Raw genomic sequence first — 15,481 nt, 5'->3', positions numbered from 1 at the left:
ACTTCGAATGAAGTTTGTCGAGTAGCTAATCGTTGACCATGGGCAGGTCGTGTGCGCTGTATTTGCGGGCGACCTGCCCAGCGATCTGAAGTTCTCAAGTGCAAACACCCATTCAGCAGTGTTAAGGACGCGGATTCTCTGCTCAATATGCTCGCCTTACTCGATTTGGAGTCCCAGTTTCGGATGTCGCCGAAATCAGGGCGCCAATCTATAAAGCCCTCCCGATATCATGAGAAAAACTTGAACGCCGATATTTAAAATCCATGCAGTGGGCAGTTCATAAAGCTGGCAGAGATGGGATGCCACAATAGAGCGTATGCAAGCATGTGGATCGCACTAATTGACCAATCATATTTACGTCCGACCGCTATTGAAGTCCTAGAACGCCCGCGATGCGCTCGCTCGCATGCCCGTCGCCGTAGGGATTCGACGCATGACTCATGGCCTCGTACTCGGCCTGATCGGAGAGTAGGCGGCTGAACTCACGGTAGATAACATCCTCTTCGGTGCCGACGAGCTTCAGTGTGCCGGCGGCCACGCCCTCTGGGCGCTCGGTGGTGTCGCGCATGACGAGCACCGGCTTGCCCAGGCTAGGCGCCTCCTCCTGGATGCCGCCCGAGTCGGTGAGGATGAGGTGGCTCGCGGCCATGAAGTTATGGAAGTCGAGCACCTCGAGCGGGTCGATGATGTGCAGACGGTCGAAGCCGTCGAGCTCCTCGTGCGCCGCCTTGCGGACGAGCGGGTTCATGTGGATGGGGTAGATCGCCTTGGTGTCGGGGTGCTCCTCCATCACGCGGCGGATGGCGCGGAACATGCGGTGCATGGGCTCGCCAAGGTTCTCGCGGCGGTGGGCCGTGATGAGGATGAGGCGGGAGCCCTCAGCCCACTCGAGCTCGGGATGAGTATAGCCCTCGCGCACGGTGGTGCGAAGCGCGTCGATTCCGGTGTTGCCGGTGACCCAGATCCTGGACTCAGGCTTGCCCTCACCGAGCAGGTTCTGCTTGCTCGCCTCCGTGGGGGCGAAATAGTACTCGCTCACGATGTCGACCGCCTGGCGGTTGAACTCCTCCGGCCAGGGGCTGTAGATGTCGTGCGTGCGCAGGCCGGCCTCGACATGCCCCACGGGGATCTGCAGGTAGAAGCATGCGAGCGCAGCGGCGAAGCTGGTCGTGGTGTCGCCGTGAACCAGAACGACGTCGGGCCTCTCGTCCTCGAGAACGGCCTTGAGCTTGACCAGCACGTCGCACGTAACGTCGAACAGCGTCTGGCCCGGCTTCATGATCGCAAGGTCGTGGTCGGGAGTCACGTCGAAAACTCGAAGGACCTGGTCGAGCATCTCGCGGTGCTGGCCTGTCACTGTCACGACGGTCTCGAACTCATCTCTGCGCGCCCTAAGCTCGTTGACAAGCGGGCACATCTTGATGGCCTCCGGGCGGGTGCCGAAGACGAGCATTATCTTATTTCGGGTCATTTTCACTCCTTTGGGTAATTCTCTAATTGGCATGTTAAGAATTGCTCATTTCTTTCTTGGTTTTGATGGATGGGTAACCATCGAATTGCTGAATGGCGCACAAGGGTTGTGAGCGGCGCCACAATGCCCTAGTCTACGCCTAAATGCTGCATTATAAATAATGGCCGCTCAATGCAACCAATTATTGCGTCCACGTTTGAGCTAAAGCATTGACTTAAACAGATTGACGATATTTTTATTACCGGTCTGAAAGGAGCCGACTCCAAACTCTGCACCTTTTTTTGCTATATCTTTTGATTCTGCCGGATGATTTATTGCCCAGCGAATTTTGACCGAAAGGTCTTCGGAACCTTCGTAGAGAAGTCCCCTTCCGTTGGCGAGAAGCTCTGCGGTGCAGCTGTTGTTATTCCCAATTACTAAACAGCCTGACATCAGTGCCTCAACGGTGGTTCTTCCAAATGACTCTGATCGAGAACAGTTTAATGCAATATCAGATTCGAGTAGTTTATATTTGGCTTCCGAGTCAAATGAATTGTCTGTAAGTAGATTAGCTAGGGAATGTTTCTGAGTATAGTCGTGCATTTCGGCAACATAGGCTTCGTCCAGGTCTTTGCCAATTAATGTTAAATGAATTGGAAGATCTCTTAATTGAGACAAGGCCTTTATTGCGTCCATTTGTCCCTTGTCGGGCTTTTTGTTTCCGATAAGGATTATTCTTGTTATATCTGTAGAAAACAAGTCGCTTTGTCGCTCGTGCCTAGGTTCCTCCATTGAATCGTAAATAACAATTGAGTTGTTCAGATGCTCTGAATAAAAGTTATCTATTACTTTAGAGACTGCTATGCACTTGCTTGCGTTAGAAAGCAGCCAATAAGAAAAACTCTTGCAATAGAAGTCATAAGAGGTTGGTTGGCCGTTGAATTCGCGCAAGTGCCATATAAGTGGAATATTGAGAATGTGAGCAGAAATGGACCCTGCATATACGGCAGTTGTATTTATGTGGACTAAATCAACTTTATGCTTCCGGAGAAAATGATAGATATGTACTTCTTGAATTAAATTAATGACGATCTTAATCAGGAAAATAGCTGAGGATTTTAGTTTTGGTTCTGAGCGATGATGCCGCCAAGGTAAATAATGAATGATGTCGGTCTCGACTCCCATTGAATTTAGCTTTTCCTGTAATTCGCCCTTATAGGGAAGGAGAACGTAAGGGTTGATTCCGTTCTCAATTTCATACTTAATAAGGTCGACAAGGCATAGTTCAGCTCCCCCATCGAGTTTTCCAGAAGAAGAAATATGCACAACTTTCATTATCGTCTCTCTGCTTAGGTCATGCGAACTGTTTATAAATTAAATAATACTTATTTGATTCGATTCTAGTTGTGATGAGTTCTTGTAAGGTCGATTTACATAATAAGAAGAGCTAATTACAGGCAGTACCTTTAATTCTACCAGCATCATAATTGCGTCACTGATGCCTTATATAGTGTCATTGTGATTCAATTGCGTATGGATTTATTTGAGGAGTGAGGCTTCTGTCCTCTCGCGTTGCATGTTGGGGTTTATGGGTTTGAATATGGGTCGAATCACTTCTTGCAAAGAATGCGCTTCTTTTGCTTATGTGACCAATCTCCTGTCTGGAGACTAAAATTATGTAAATACGACCGCTGTCGGTCTGTGCTACTTATTTTCCCGATGATATTTGAAAGGCTATAACTAATGGCATGCAATGATTTAAAGTGCTATGCGGTAATTTTTGCTGGTGGCGTTGGGTCACGTATGCGTGGCGCTAAAGTTCCCAAGCAGTTTTTGGAGTTGGGCGGAAAGTCTATTATCGCTCATACCATCGACCATTTTGAAAAGCATCCTATGGTTGCAGGTGTCGTTGTCGTTTGTGTTGCCTCGGGTATGGACCATATGCGCGAAATTGTCGAGGACGCTCATTACTCCAAGGTCTTGTCGATTGTTCCAGGTGGCAAGACGGGTCAGGATTCCATCTTTAATGGTCTTTCTGAGCTTAAACGGCTTGGCGTAACGGATAAGGATTCTATTGTTTTGATTCACGACGGCGTTCGGCCACTTATTGATGAGCAGACTATCTCTGCGTGCATCGATTCCGTTTCCCAGTATGGTTCTACCGCAACGGTCGCCTCTTCGCCTGAAACGATTATCGAGGAGGAGAATGGCGTGGTAGAACGCGTCGTCGACCGTTCGCGTTGCAAGCTCGCGCGTGCTCCCCAGGGCTTCAAGTTTAATGATATTTATGCCGAGCACCTCCGCGCACGCAAGGAGGGCAGACATGATTTCATCGATTCAATCTCGCTTATGGCTCATTATGGCCACAAGGCCCATACGGTTGAGGGACCTGCGGACAATATTAAGGTGACCACGCAGCGCGATTTCTTTGCGTTTAAGGGGTTTGTTGACTACAAGGAAATGGAGCAGCTATGGCCGCTGTAGATGAGTATTTGTTTGATCGAGCTGCGAAGATTGCCGCCGAGGTCGATCTTCCCTGGGCTGAGCTGGACGGTAAGACCGTTTTGGTGACAGGATCAACGGGGTTAATTGGTTCGCAGGTTGTGAGGACTCTGCTCTCTAGAAACGATCACGTTGATGCCGGCATCAACGTGGTTCTGCCCGTTCGAAATAATAAAAAAGCGCAGGCTCTGTTTGGCGACCGAAGTGACGTTTCTGTTCTGGAATGGTCGCTTGGCGATGAGCTTATGGGTTCCGAGCACGTGGATTATGTAGTCCATGCTGCCTGCGGAACATCAAGCAAGAGCTTCCTCGAGACTCCCGCCACGACGATTATGCAGATTGTTCATGGTGGGGAGGCTGTACTGAGGTACGCTTGCTCTGTAGATGCGAAGAAGGTGCTGTTCCTCTCTACTATGGAGGTTTACGGCGAGGTCGAAGGTGTGGCTACTGAGGATAACCTTGGTAAACTGGACCCCATGGTCGTTCGCAACAGCTATCCCGAGGCCAAACGTCTTGTCGAGTGCCTGTGTGCTTCGTATGCCACTGAGCACGGTGTCCCTTCGGTTGTTATGCGTTTGGCTCAGACGTTTGGCGAGGGTGTCCATCACGACGACATGCGAGTGTTTGCCGATTTCGGTCGTCATGCCATTGACGGCAAGGACATCGTCTTGTTAAGTGATGGCCTTAAGCGCAACGGTTACCTTTCGGTCGATGACTCTGTGCGCGCTATTTTGATTGCATTGGTTAATGGTCAATCGGGTGAAGCGTATAACGCTGTTAACGAGGATGCGTATTGCAGCATTAGGGAAATGGCACAGCTGGTTCTTGACCAGTTTGGCGCTGAGGGTACGCAGGTCCGCAGAGAGTTTGACCCCGAGCGCGAGGCGACGTTCAGGAAGGCCTCTGACCTCATGCTCGATTCATCTAAGCTCAAGGCGTTGGGCTGGGAGCCCAACGATTCGCTTTCTGATATGTACCGTGCCATGATTGATTGCTGGAGCGTTCATGACTAACGAGATAGCGCGAAAGCCGTCCGTCCTTGTGATGATGGCCACTTATAACGGTGAGAAGTATGTTGCTGAACAAATTGATAGCATCCTTGCTCAAGAAGGCGTGAATGTCACGCTCTTGATATCGGATGACGGCTCGAGTGATAGTACGCCGTCGATTTGCAGCCGTTATGCCCAAGATATGCCTAATGTTCAATTTGGCGTCAATGAGAAAAACAAGGGTCTCGCTCGAAACTTTATGGACATGCTTTACTGTGCTGATGCAACGTCCTTCGACTTTTTTGCGTTCTCAGATCAAGATGACTATTGGATGCCCAATAAGCTTGGAAAGGCAATTGAGGCAATTAGTTCAGCTGGCGAGGGCCCTCGCCTGTATTACAGTGACGTGTGCAATGTTGATGAGCACCTAAATGGCGGGTCTAGAGAATACGGCGCCTTTGCTTCGCATGCAAACTCTTTAGGGTTGTTACTGACTGTAAATTGGGCGTCCGGATGCACGATGGTGTTCAATTCGGCTTTTGCGTCTGTCCTTCAACGTTATGTGCCGCCGGATTGGCCTCGTATTCATGATGGCTGGGTTCACTTAGTCGCTAGAGTGCTTAATGCTCAAGTTCCCGATCTTGAGCATGCTTACATTAAGCGCCGCATCTCGGGCCAAAATCAGGTTGGCGAGCGTGGGCTAAACAGTTTGAGCGGCAAGCGTATAAAGATTATTGCTAGCTCGCTTCTGTCGCCCTCCGAGCATGGCCTTACTGAAGCAGCGTCGCTTTTGCTTGATGGCTATGCCGACAGCATGAGTTCTGAGGACAAAGAACTCGTATCTTGCTTCGTTGATGGACGTCATAGCATTGTGAAGCGTTTAGGTATGATGTTTAATCCAGCTTTTGCGCAACCGTTTCCGCTTGAAAACATTATGTTTAAAGGCAAGATGCTTCTAAACGTCTATTAATCCTGTGACAATTTGAGCTCTTTTACGTAGTGCACTCCCGCTCGACGCTTTTCTTTGGGCGGGAGCTGCATATAGTTGCCGTAATGCTTTGTTAGATAGCCATCCCAGTCGGCAAACGTTTTGTATTGCTTGCCAGCAAACTCAATGAGGGCAAGGTCATGCAGTCTTGCGAGTTCCTCGGTCTCAACTTCAATACTGTAAGCTCCGCCAAATGGCATAGCATAGTGGCACGAGTCGTCTTGATCGTAAGTACGCATTGCTTTGTCAATTTTACTGATAATCCAGTGTTGGGGAATGAGGAGACACAAGGCCTTTGCCACATAATAGGCAGCCTTTTGTATTCCGCCCTTATTTTGAGGAAACTTATATCCACATTTGACGATATATAGGTTCTTGAGGAACGAAACCTTACGATATTGTTTAATGCGTTCGGTCGAATCGTTCGAAACTCGATCATAGGGGAAAATATCAATCCATACGCCCTGTGACATGGCGATATGAGAAGAGTAGGTTTCTGAATACACCGTTCCTTTTTTGCGGATCTTGCCAAAAACAAGGCCGCAATTAGGCTCGGTGTTCATGTCTTGGAATATAAAGCCATCGCTCAGTTCGGTTTTACAGGCTTGTGCAAAGCGGTCGTAGTCTTCGCGGAGCATGCCAACATCAATGTCGTCGTCCCATGGAATAAATCCCTTATGGCGTGCGGCGCCCAAACAAGTTCCGCCCGAGAGAAAATAGTCGATTCCATTTGCATCGCAAATGCGGACAAATTCATCGAGCATCGCGAGTTCGATTCTCTTGAGCTGCTGCAACTGGTCGTTCGTGATGTCCATACGTTCCTTCTAATGTTGGGGCCAATAATTACCGTATGGCGAGAATTGGCCTTGTTAATTCATTGATACGAGAGCTAATCTCACGATCTTATTTAGATAACTTGCTGAGCAAAAGAGAAGCCTAAACGAATATGCAATCGACCGCAAAATGTTTCGTTCGCTTAGAGAGTTCAGCAAACCATTAAAAGTGTTATTGGCTTGTTCGTAACGTGTCGCTTTGCTTTCTGAATAGCTCGAATTCACGTATTGCTTAGCTTCTCGAGGGTTGGCGACTTCGTGGCGCCTATAAGCTTTGGTGATATATCGCTGGTAGAGAAACTGTCTATAAAGCGATGTGCGAGAAATACTGCCGGCAGTCATGCGGTATTTAAGGACGATGCTGTCGCAGTTCGCTATCCTTGCTCCTGATAGAGAGGCCCGCAGTAAAAAGTCATAGTCCTCGCAAAGTGGAATCGTTCGATAAGATTGTTGGAACAGCGTTTTTTTGCCAAACCAAGTTGGATGCGGGACGCAATTGTTCCAACGCAATGCGCGAGCTACTGATTCGGGATTCACGGGTGGCTGAGGAATGTCGTATAAGTCGTTGCCGTCCTCGTCGACAACGGTCATGCGCCCACCAATGAGGTCAAGATCGTGTTCTGTTAGAAAGGTAAGTTGCGTTTTGATGCGGTTTGGCATGGAAATATCGTCTGCGTCCATGCGACAAATATACTGCCCTTTTGCCATGTCGAGTGCTCGATTGAGAGAAGCAACGAGACCAAGATTTTCCTGGTTTTGAATCACCGTAATCCTCGAGTCCTCCTGTTGTTTTTTGTTTAGAAGTGCCCGTACTGCATGATTTTCCGGGCAATCAATAACAACCAGAAGTTCAAAATCGCGATAGGTTTGATTGAGTATCGAATCGAGAGAAGATTCGACCAGAGCAGGATCTTCTTTATAGGTGGACATGATGACAGAGACGTTTGGCATACGGGTTCTCTCGACCGGCGGGACATGCAATGATGAACGTTTGAGCAGACGTCCAAACGTTGGTTATTATAGGATTATTGCAAATCGAATGCTATGAGGGCCGGCTGTCGCTCCTCTTTGCTTGGGGCTGTCCGGTGAATAGATGGGGTGATGCGGGAATGGCGACGACGACCCGCCATAATTACGATTCAGTTGATGCTGCCAAATTTGTATTAAGCATTTTTGTGGTTGCGATTCACGTGCGCCCCTTTGATGCTTATGCGGTTTATTTTCGCCCAATACTCAGAGCCGCCGTTCCTCTATTCTTCTTAATGACATCTTATTTTTTCTTTAATCATCATAAGAACTTAAGCGGTCTTGAGGAGCGCGTTCTACATATTGAAAAATATGTTTCCCGAAATCTTCGTCTCTATCTGTTTTGGATGTTGATCTTTTTGATACCGACCATTAGGTATCGTCAGTGGTTTTCGAGCGGCATTCTCAACGGATTTGTCTTGTGGGCTCGGTCTTTCTTTACGGGCAGCACCTTTATTGCTTCTTGGTTTATTATGGCTGCCGTTATTGCAACTGTTTTGGTTGCCGTGCTTTCGCGATATCTTTCTAACAGAAGCCAACTGCTTTTCTCGTTAATGTCTTTTTGCGTTTGCTGTTTGATGAGCAACTATGGAAACACTGCGTATGTGCAGGCCCATATGAGTGTTTTTGTCCAATCTGCTGGATTTAGCTACAACAGTTACTGGGTTGCCCTCTTTTGGGTTGTTGTTGGGAAGATGCTTGCGGAGCGGTCGCAAGACAAGGCATTGAGCGCAAAGACGCTGTCACTTCTGGGCCTTGTCGGCATTATTTCGCTTTATGCTGAGCAAATATTGATAGTTTCGCATGGCTGGGCGGTTGCGGACGACTGCTATTTCTCGCTTCCACTGCTCTGCGTCCCGCTGTTTCTCTTGTTGCTTCGCTTTGATGTTCGGATTGGACATGTCCGTTTCTTACGTTGTGCGAGCACTGTGACCTTTTGTTTGCACGCAAATCTTCAGTTCATTCTGAATGATTATTGCCATGTTAACGTTAGCCAAAACGCTATGTTTGCTATCGTGCTAATTGCATCGTGGGCCTTAACGTTTTCAATTCTTAAACTTGAGAAATTGCCGCATTTGCGGTGGCTTAGGTATAGTCACTAATATTTTCGTTATTATGATTTGGATATCAATCAAACGTTATGAGAGCCCGTTTTGAAGACACTGATTATTATTCCTGCTTATAACGAAGAGGAGTCTCTCGAGTCTACGGTCACTAGGCTGACCGCAACTGTTCCCGATGTTGACTACCTTGTCGTTAACGACGGTTCCATTGATGGGACTGTCCAAATTTGCCGAGACAATGGATATCCGTTTTTGGACCTGCCCTGCAATCTTGGCCTTGCGGGTGCGTTCCAAGCGGGTATTAAATATGCTTATCGGCATGGGTACGACTGCGCTATTCAGTTTGATGCTGATGGCCAGCATTTGCCTCAGTATATCCACGACTTGGAACAGGCGTTACAGACGAGCGATATTGTAATTGGTTCGCGATTTATTGATCAGCCCAAGGATAACTCGCTGCGCATGTTTGGCAGTAATATCATTCAAGGAGCCATTAAGCTCACGACCGGTCAAGATATTCATGACCCCACGTCGGGAATGCGTGCTTTTAATAAACGCATGATCAAACTGCTCGCCCTTGGTCTCAATATGGGTCCAGAGCCCGACACCGTTTCGTACCTCATCCGTGCCGCTCATGCCAAGGTTGTCGAGGTGCCGGTTCAGATGGCCGAGCGCGAGGCGGGGGAGAGCTACTTTAACTGGAAGTCGTCCGCCAAGTATATGCTTCGCATGACTTTATCTATTCTGTTTATCCAGTTCTTCCGTAAAAGCTTGGAGGGCGATGCTGCATGACGCTGCCGCTTCGTATTACGCTGTTTGCAGCATCCTTGCTCACGTTTGGTTATATGACCGTTAAGATTCGTGATTCCAAGATGCGTCTTGAGGATTCTCTGTTCTGGTTCTGCTTTTCTGCTTTGTTGCTGCTTGTCAGCATTTTCCCCCAGGTGTTTTTCTGGCTTTCCAATCTTGTCGGCACCATGGCGCCTTCGAACTTCGTTTTCCTATTCTTCATCTTCGTCTTGCTCATTGTCTGCTTTAGGCTGAGCGTTCGTCTTTCTCAGCTCGATACAAAGCTTCGCGAGCTTACCCAGCAGTTGGCGATCGAAAAGTTTGAACGTCGTCATAATGACGAGAGCCATGCGAAAAGAGGCTAATTCATGAAAGGCATTATCCTCGCAGGCGGGTCCGGCACCCGCCTGTACCCGCTCACGCTCGTGACCTCCAAGCAGCTGCTGCCGGTCTACGACAAGCCCATGATCTACTACCCGCTGTCCACCCTCATGCTGGCGGGAATCCGGGACATCCTGGTCATCTCCACGCCGACCGACCTCCCCAACTTCGAGCGCCTGCTCGGGGACGGCTCGCGCTACGGCGTGAACCTCTCCTACGCCGAGCAGCCGAGCCCCGACGGCCTGGCCCAGGCCTTCACCATCGGCGAGGGCTTCATCGACGGCGAGCCGTGCGCCCTGGTTCTCGGCGACAACATCTTCTACGGCAACGGCCTGTCGCGCCACCTGACGCGCGCCGTGCAGAACGCCGAGTCGGGCCGCGCCACGGTCTTCGGCTACCACGTGGACGACCCCGAGCGCTTCGGCGTCGTGGAGTTCGACCGCGAGGGGAGGGCCGTCTCCATCGAGGAGAAGCCCGCCGAGCCCAAGAGCTCCTACGCCGTCACCGGCCTGTACTTCTACCCGGGCGACGTCGCCGCCAAGGCACATGAGGTCAAGCCGTCCGCCCGCGGCGAGCTGGAGATCACCGACCTCAACCGGATGTACCTGGGGGAGGGGACGCTGTCCGTGGTGACGCTCGGCCGCGGGTACGCGTGGCTGGACACCGGCACCATGGAGAGCCTGCACGAGGCCGCGGAGTTCGTCCGCGCCGTGGAGCACTCCCAGGACCTGCCCGTGTCCGTGCCCGAGGAGATCGCCTGGGAGAACGGCTGGATCACGACCGCCGAGCTCGAGGAGGCCGCGAAGGCCTACGGCAAGTCGGTCTACGGGCGGCACCTCAAGAAGGTCGCCGCCGGCGAGATTGTCAACAGCCCGCGCGAGTACTAGGAACAAGGAGATTCGAACATGGCAGAGGAGACCTTCTCCCCCAGGAACATCATCGTCACGGGCGGCTGCGGCTTCATCGGCAGCAACTTCGTGCACTACGTGGTGGACAACCACCCCGGGGTGCACGTGACCGTCCTGGACAAGCTGACCTACGCCGGCAACCCCGAGAACATCGCCGGGCTGCCCGCCGACCGCGTGGAGCTCGTCGTGGGCGACATCTGCGACGCCGCGCTGCTGGACCGCATCGTCCCGGGCCACGACGCCATCGTCCACTACGCCGCCGAGAGCCACAACGACAACTCCATCGCCGACCCGGAGCCCTTCCTGCGCACCAACGTCGAGGGCACCTTCCGCCTGCTGGAGGCCGTCCGCAAGCACGGCGTCCGCTACCACCACGTCTCCACCGACGAGGTCTACGGCGACCTCGCACTCGACGACCCGGCGAAGTTCACCGAGGAGACGCCGTACCGCCCGTCCTCCCCGTACAGCTCGACCAAGGCGTCCTCCGACATGCTCGTGCGCGCCTGGACCCGCACCTACGGCCTGCGCGCCACGATCTCCAACTGCTCCAACAACTACGGCCCCTACCAGCACGTGGAGAAGTTCATCCCCAGGCAGATCACCAACATCATCGACGGCGTGCGCCCCAAGCTCTACGGCCGCGGCGAGAACGTCCGCGACTGGATCCACACCGAGGACCACTCCAGCGCCGTCTGGGACATCCTGACCAAGGGCCGCATGGGGGAGACCTACCTCATCGGTGCAAATGGCGAGAAGAACAACATCACGGTCCTGCGCATGATCCTGGAGGCCATGGGCCGCGACCCCGAGGACTTCGACTGGGTCGCCGACCGCCCCGGCCACGACCGCCGCTACGCCATCGACAGCACGAAGCTCCAGCGCGAGCTGGGCTGGAGGCCTGCCCACACCGACTTCGCGGAGGGGCTCAAGCAGACGATCGACTGGTACGTGGCCAACGAGTCCTGGTGGCGCCCGGCCAAGGAGGCCACCGAGGCCCGCTACCGCGCCCAGGGCCAGTAAGGAGGGGGTAGATCTATGGCAGACATCGCATTCGGGAAGGACCTCTCCGTCACCGAGACCGGCATCGGGGGCCTGAAGGTCGTCGACCTCGCCGTCCACGGCGACTCGCGCGGCTGGTTCAAGGAGAACTGGCAGCGCGCCAAGATGACCGCCCTGGGCATCCCGGACCTCCGCGTCGTCCAGAACAACGTCTCCTACAACGACAGCCGCGGCGTCACCCGCGGCATCCACGCCGAGCCCTGGGACAAGTTCATCTCCGTGGCCCGCGGCAGCGTATTCGGCGCCTGGGTGGACCTGCGCGAGGGCAGCGAGACCTACGGGAAGGTGTTCACCTGCACGCTCGACCCGTCCAGGGCCATCTACGTCCCGCGCGGCGTGGGCAACTCCTTCCAGGCCCTGGAGGACGGCACCGCCTACACCTACCTGGTGGACGCCCACTGGTCGCTGGAGCTCAAGAGGACCTACACCTTCGTGAACCTCGCCGACCCCGAGCTCGCCATCGAGTGGCCGATCCCGCTCGACCAGGCCACCGTCTCCGAGGCGGACAAAAACCACCCGATGCTCAAGGACGTCGTCCCCATGGCGCCCAGGCGCACCCTCGTCACCGGCTGCAACGGGCAGCTGGGACATGCGGTGCGCGAGCTCGCCGAGGAGCGCGGCGTCGCCAAGGACTTCGACTTCTGCGACATCGACACCTTCGACATGTCCGACCCGGACGCCTACGCACAGTACGACTGGTCGCTCTACGGCACCGTGATCAACTGCGGCGCCTACACGGCCGTGGACAGGGCGGAGACCCCCGAGGGGCGCGTCGCCGCCTGGAAGGCCAACGCCACCGGCCCGGCGCTGCTCGCCCGCACCTGCGCCGGGCACGGGATCACCCTGGTCCACGTGTCCTCCGACTACGTCTTCGACGGCACCGCGGAGGTGCACACAGAGGACGAGCCCCTCAGCCCGCTGTCCGTCTACGGCCAGACCAAGGCCGCCGGCGACATCGCCGTGGCCGGGTGCCCGCGCCACTACATCATGCGCAGCTCCTGGGTCATCGGCGAGGGCCGCAACTTCGTCAAGACGATGAAGGGCCTGTCCGACCGCGTCGCCGACCCCGAGGACAAGCTCGAGCGGGTCACCGTGGTCGACGACCAGCTGGGCCGCCTGACCTTCACGCGCGACATGGCGGAGGCCATCTTCCACGTGCTGGGGACGCAGGCCCCCTACGGCACCTACAACTGCACCGGCTCCGGCGCGGTCAGGTCCTGGGCCGACATCGCCCGCGCCGTCTTCGAGGCCGCCAACGGCAACGGCGACAAGGTGGTCCCGGTCAGCACCGCCGACTACTACGCGACCGCCGCCGGTCCCGTTGCCTCGCGCCCGACCCACTCCGCTCTCGACCTGTCCAAGCTCGAGGCATCTGGCTTCCATATGCCGGATTGGGACAACTCTCTTTCTTTGTATTTGAAGTCTTTGTAATCGTTATTTACGGTGTTTAGCGTTATGAATCCATCTTGGCTTTATTATTTTCTAGACCTTTGTATTGCTGCCGCGCTTCTTTATGGGCCCGGTTCTGTTGCTTTCCGTTTTGCCGGATTTAGGCTGGAAGCATCAATTTGTCTTGCTCCGAGTTTCTCACTTTCGGTGTTTGTTGTTGTTGGCATTTTGCTTGGGCTTGCCGGTATTAATGTTAGCAACGTTAAGTTCCTTCTGATATGTCTACTCGTTACCCTGGTTTTACTTATTGTTTCCGGTGTATTCTCGCGACTTTGCGAAAGAAATCGACTGCCACATGTGCAGCATGACTCTCAAAACGGGCCAACTTTCTCTCTTATTGCGCTTTATTTGCTCATCGCAGCAATATTTGTCACGGTGCTCTTCATACTTCCGATCGATGGTCCTTACTCTTTTTCAACGTCAAATGATTCGAGCGCTCATCTAGATTTTATTAGGGTATTTGTCGAATCTGGTACCTATTCGACTCTGCATGTGTCACAAGATGTAAATCTTGTACCGCTTTCCGGATTTTATCCTGCGGCTTACCATGTCTTTTGCGCAGCTCTTACCGCGTTACCTGGTTGCACGGTTACTATGGCATCTAACATTGCTGTTGTTGTAATTTGTGGAGCGGTTTATCCCCTTGGATCACTTCTAGTCTGTTCGCGTCTTTTTGGTTCTAGAGCCCTTGAGACACGTGTGGGGGCCCTTGCTTGTGTCGGAAACGTTGGTTTTCCGTGGGCCTTTTTGGTTTGGGGCCAGCTCGCTTCAAACTTGCTGGCTTTTGCTTTGGTTCCTGCATTTGTTTTTCTATTTTGGGAACTTCTTTTCCCTCTCGAGAATCGGTCCTTTGTCAAGGTATTCGTCTCATTATCTGTTGTGTTTTTTGCTATGGCGATTGCTCAACCAAATGCTGTATTTACGGGCGGAATTTTCTGTATTCCAATCATTTTTTGTTTTGTTCGTGACCGGATTTTAGTTATGAATCCGAGCCTTCGCAAATCGCATTTCTCTAGATCTTTCTTATCTTTTCTGCTAGTAGTTAGTTTTGTTCTTGCTATCTGGACGCTTCTGTATCTATCTCCTTTCTTGAGCGGCATAGTTCATTTCAATTGGTCCAATGATGCATCTCTGGCTCAAGCCTTCGCTTCCGCTCTTGAACTCAAATATGGTGGAATGTTTGAAATTCAGTATCTAGTCGCTCCGCTTCTGCTCCTGGGATTCTTTCTTTCCTTTATGCGTTCTTCGGTTAAATACGTCAGCTGGCTCTATCTTATTTGTACGTTCCTTTTTATTGCTTCGTATACTAAGGACTTCCCGCTTCAAAGCTATTTTTCCGGTTTTTGGTACACGGATTATTATCGAGTGGGTGCTATGGCAGCGATGTGTTCAACGCCGCTTCTCTGTGTTGCTTATTCTTCCATCGCGCGTGCTTTCATTCGTCTAGTCCAACGTTATGCGCGCGTCCTTCGTGTCTCGTTTTGTTTTGCCGGATCGCTTGTTTTTCTTTATTTTCTTTTGTTGCCTAGTTTCCAGCTGGCAGACGGTTCTTGGTTTGATACGCCTTTCGGCTCTATTAAGAGCAACGTAGAGCGAACCTATTCAATGAACAACCTTGAGGGAATTGATGCTGAAGAGTGGGATTTTATTGGCAAATGCATTCCCATCGTTAAAGACGATGTAGTTATTAATTTGCCTTTTGATGGGAGCGGCATGTTGTACGGATCAGCTGGCATGAATGTGGTTTATAGAAACATAAAAGCTAATCCTAGCAACCAATCTGATAAGCCTATCCGCATGGGTTTGTGCAATTTCGCGGCAGACAAGCGTGTTTCGGACTGTGTCCGAAATCTGAACGCTAAGTACGTTCTAATACTTGATAGTAATTCTCCTTCGGGCTCCATCATTCCGTATGTGCCTCATGAGAGAAAAGATTGGTCCGGTATTTTTGATATTACCGAGAACACTCCCGGTTTTGAACTCGTTCTTAGCCAAGGGGACATGTGTTTGTATAAGATAGACGTCAATGACTTGGTTTCATGA

General features: G+C 52.0%; 14 protein-coding genes. 10 read left to right on the top strand and 4 right to left on the bottom strand.

Features of this window, described 5'->3' with window-relative positions:
- Positions 1-367 precede the first annotated feature (367 nt).
- Together wecB and DW123_RS07065 are read right to left on the bottom strand one after the other, a co-directional pair.
- Entirely contained in the window at positions 368-1,471 is a 1,104-nt protein-coding gene (gene wecB, locus DW123_RS07070) for a non-hydrolyzing UDP-N-acetylglucosamine 2-epimerase (RefSeq protein ID WP_199570201.1), read from the bottom strand.
- A 201-nt stretch (positions 1,472-1,672) separates the two neighbouring features.
- On the bottom strand, positions 1,673-2,785 hold the full coding sequence (locus tag DW123_RS07065) for a glycosyltransferase family 4 protein (RefSeq protein WP_118273666.1): 1,113 nt from the start codon (positions 2,783-2,785) through the stop codon (positions 1,673-1,675).
- Positions 2,786-3,193: 408 nt separating this feature from the next.
- Here DW123_RS07065 and DW123_RS07060 point away from each other — a divergent pair, with 408 nt between their 5' ends.
- The 3 genes from DW123_RS07060 to DW123_RS07050 are packed head-to-tail and all read left to right on the top strand — an operon-like array spanning position 3,194 to position 5,911.
- Positions 3,194-3,934, top strand: coding sequence for a 2-C-methyl-D-erythritol 4-phosphate cytidylyltransferase (locus tag DW123_RS07060; RefSeq protein WP_118273665.1), 741 nt, complete (start codon positions 3,194-3,196; stop codon positions 3,932-3,934).
- The gene (locus DW123_RS07055) at positions 3,922-4,965 is read left to right on the top strand and encodes an NAD(P)-dependent oxidoreductase (protein ID WP_118273664.1); all 1,044 of its coding nucleotides are present in this window, start codon (positions 3,922-3,924) and stop codon (positions 4,963-4,965) included. The genes DW123_RS07060 and DW123_RS07055 overlap by 13 nt, the downstream gene beginning before the upstream one ends.
- Positions 4,958-5,911: a glycosyltransferase gene (locus tag DW123_RS07050; protein WP_118273663.1), complete on the top strand. Its 954-nt coding sequence runs from the start codon at positions 4,958-4,960 to the stop codon at positions 5,909-5,911. Before DW123_RS07055 ends, DW123_RS07050 begins: the two co-directional genes overlap by 8 nt.
- Here the strand turns inward: DW123_RS07050 and DW123_RS07045 are convergent.
- Entirely contained in the window at positions 5,908-6,744 is an 837-nt protein-coding gene (locus tag DW123_RS07045) for a phosphorylcholine transferase LicD (protein ID WP_118273662.1), read from the bottom strand. The two genes, DW123_RS07050 and DW123_RS07045, sit on opposite strands and share 4 nt — an antisense overlap.
- Before the next feature lie 54 nt (positions 6,745-6,798).
- Positions 6,799-7,713, bottom strand: coding sequence for a glycosyltransferase (locus DW123_RS07040; protein WP_118273661.1), 915 nt, complete (start codon positions 7,711-7,713; stop codon positions 6,799-6,801).
- Between the two features lie 158 nt (positions 7,714-7,871).
- On the opposite strand from DW123_RS07040, the gene DW123_RS07035 reads away from it, so the two are divergent.
- From DW123_RS07035 to DW123_RS09490, 7 genes are read left to right on the top strand one after another with little or no spacing between them, the layout of a single operon-like run.
- On the top strand, positions 7,872-8,891 hold the full coding sequence (locus DW123_RS07035; protein ID WP_118273660.1) for an acyltransferase family protein: 1,020 nt from the start codon (positions 7,872-7,874) through the stop codon (positions 8,889-8,891).
- Positions 8,892-8,942: 51 nt separating this feature from the next.
- A complete protein-coding gene (locus DW123_RS07030) occupies positions 8,943-9,644 on the top strand; it encodes a glycosyltransferase family 2 protein (protein ID WP_118273659.1) in 702 nt (233 codons plus the stop codon).
- Entirely contained in the window at positions 9,641-10,006 is a 366-nt protein-coding gene (locus DW123_RS07025; RefSeq protein WP_118273658.1) for a DUF2304 domain-containing protein, read from the top strand. The genes DW123_RS07030 and DW123_RS07025 overlap by 4 nt, the downstream gene beginning before the upstream one ends.
- Before the next feature lie 3 nt (positions 10,007-10,009).
- Positions 10,010-10,909 carry a glucose-1-phosphate thymidylyltransferase RfbA gene (gene rfbA / locus DW123_RS07020; RefSeq protein ID WP_118291501.1) on the top strand — a complete coding sequence of 300 codons (900 nt, stop codon included), beginning with the start codon at positions 10,010-10,012 and terminating at the stop codon, positions 10,907-10,909.
- Positions 10,910-10,927: 18 nt separating this feature from the next.
- On the top strand, positions 10,928-11,950 hold the full coding sequence (gene rfbB, locus DW123_RS07015) for a dTDP-glucose 4,6-dehydratase (protein WP_118297910.1): 1,023 nt from the start codon (positions 10,928-10,930) through the stop codon (positions 11,948-11,950).
- Between the two features lie 15 nt (positions 11,951-11,965).
- Positions 11,966-13,420 (top strand): sugar nucleotide-binding protein, encoded by a 1,455-nt coding sequence (locus tag DW123_RS07010; RefSeq protein ID WP_118273308.1) that lies wholly within the window; start codon positions 11,966-11,968, stop codon positions 13,418-13,420.
- A 24-nt stretch (positions 13,421-13,444) separates the two neighbouring features.
- Positions 13,445-15,481: a DUF6541 family protein gene (locus DW123_RS09490; RefSeq protein WP_147351598.1), complete on the top strand. Its 2,037-nt coding sequence runs from the start codon at positions 13,445-13,447 to the stop codon at positions 15,479-15,481.

This window comes from Collinsella sp. AM10-26 (assembly GCF_003472525.1).
Lineage (GTDB): Bacteria > Actinomycetota > Coriobacteriia > Coriobacteriales > Coriobacteriaceae > Collinsella.
The sequence above is the reverse complement of the archived record's forward strand: the minus strand, read 5'-3'. Positions and strand labels throughout refer to the sequence as shown.

What these genes read in the sequence shown, in the direction of transcription:
- wecB (WP_199570201.1), bottom strand. Translation starts at nt 1,471, where the DNA reads ATGACCCGAAATAAGATAATGCTCGTCTTCGGCACCCGCCCGGAGGCC.
- DW123_RS07065 (WP_118273666.1), bottom strand. Translation starts at nt 2,785, where the DNA reads ATGAAAGTTGTGCATATTTCTTCTTCTGGAAAACTCGATGGGGGAGCT.
- DW123_RS07060 (WP_118273665.1), top strand. Translation starts at nt 3,194, where the DNA reads ATGGCATGCAATGATTTAAAGTGCTATGCGGTAATTTTTGCTGGTGGC.
- DW123_RS07055 (WP_118273664.1), top strand. Translation starts at nt 3,922, where the DNA reads ATGGCCGCTGTAGATGAGTATTTGTTTGATCGAGCTGCGAAGATTGCC.
- DW123_RS07050 (WP_118273663.1), top strand. Translation starts at nt 4,958, where the DNA reads ATGACTAACGAGATAGCGCGAAAGCCGTCCGTCCTTGTGATGATGGCC.
- DW123_RS07045 (WP_118273662.1), bottom strand. Translation starts at nt 6,744, where the DNA reads ATGGACATCACGAACGACCAGTTGCAGCAGCTCAAGAGAATCGAACTC.
- DW123_RS07040 (WP_118273661.1), bottom strand. Translation starts at nt 7,713, where the DNA reads ATGCCAAACGTCTCTGTCATCATGTCCACCTATAAAGAAGATCCTGCT.
- DW123_RS07035 (WP_118273660.1), top strand. Translation starts at nt 7,872, where the DNA reads ATGGCGACGACGACCCGCCATAATTACGATTCAGTTGATGCTGCCAAA.
- DW123_RS07025 (WP_118273658.1), top strand. Translation starts at nt 9,641, where the DNA reads ATGACGCTGCCGCTTCGTATTACGCTGTTTGCAGCATCCTTGCTCACG.
- rfbA (WP_118291501.1), top strand. Translation starts at nt 10,010, where the DNA reads ATGAAAGGCATTATCCTCGCAGGCGGGTCCGGCACCCGCCTGTACCCG.
- rfbB (WP_118297910.1), top strand. Translation starts at nt 10,928, where the DNA reads ATGGCAGAGGAGACCTTCTCCCCCAGGAACATCATCGTCACGGGCGGC.
- DW123_RS07010 (WP_118273308.1), top strand. Translation starts at nt 11,966, where the DNA reads ATGGCAGACATCGCATTCGGGAAGGACCTCTCCGTCACCGAGACCGGC.
- DW123_RS09490 (WP_147351598.1), top strand. Translation starts at nt 13,445, where the DNA reads ATGAATCCATCTTGGCTTTATTATTTTCTAGACCTTTGTATTGCTGCC.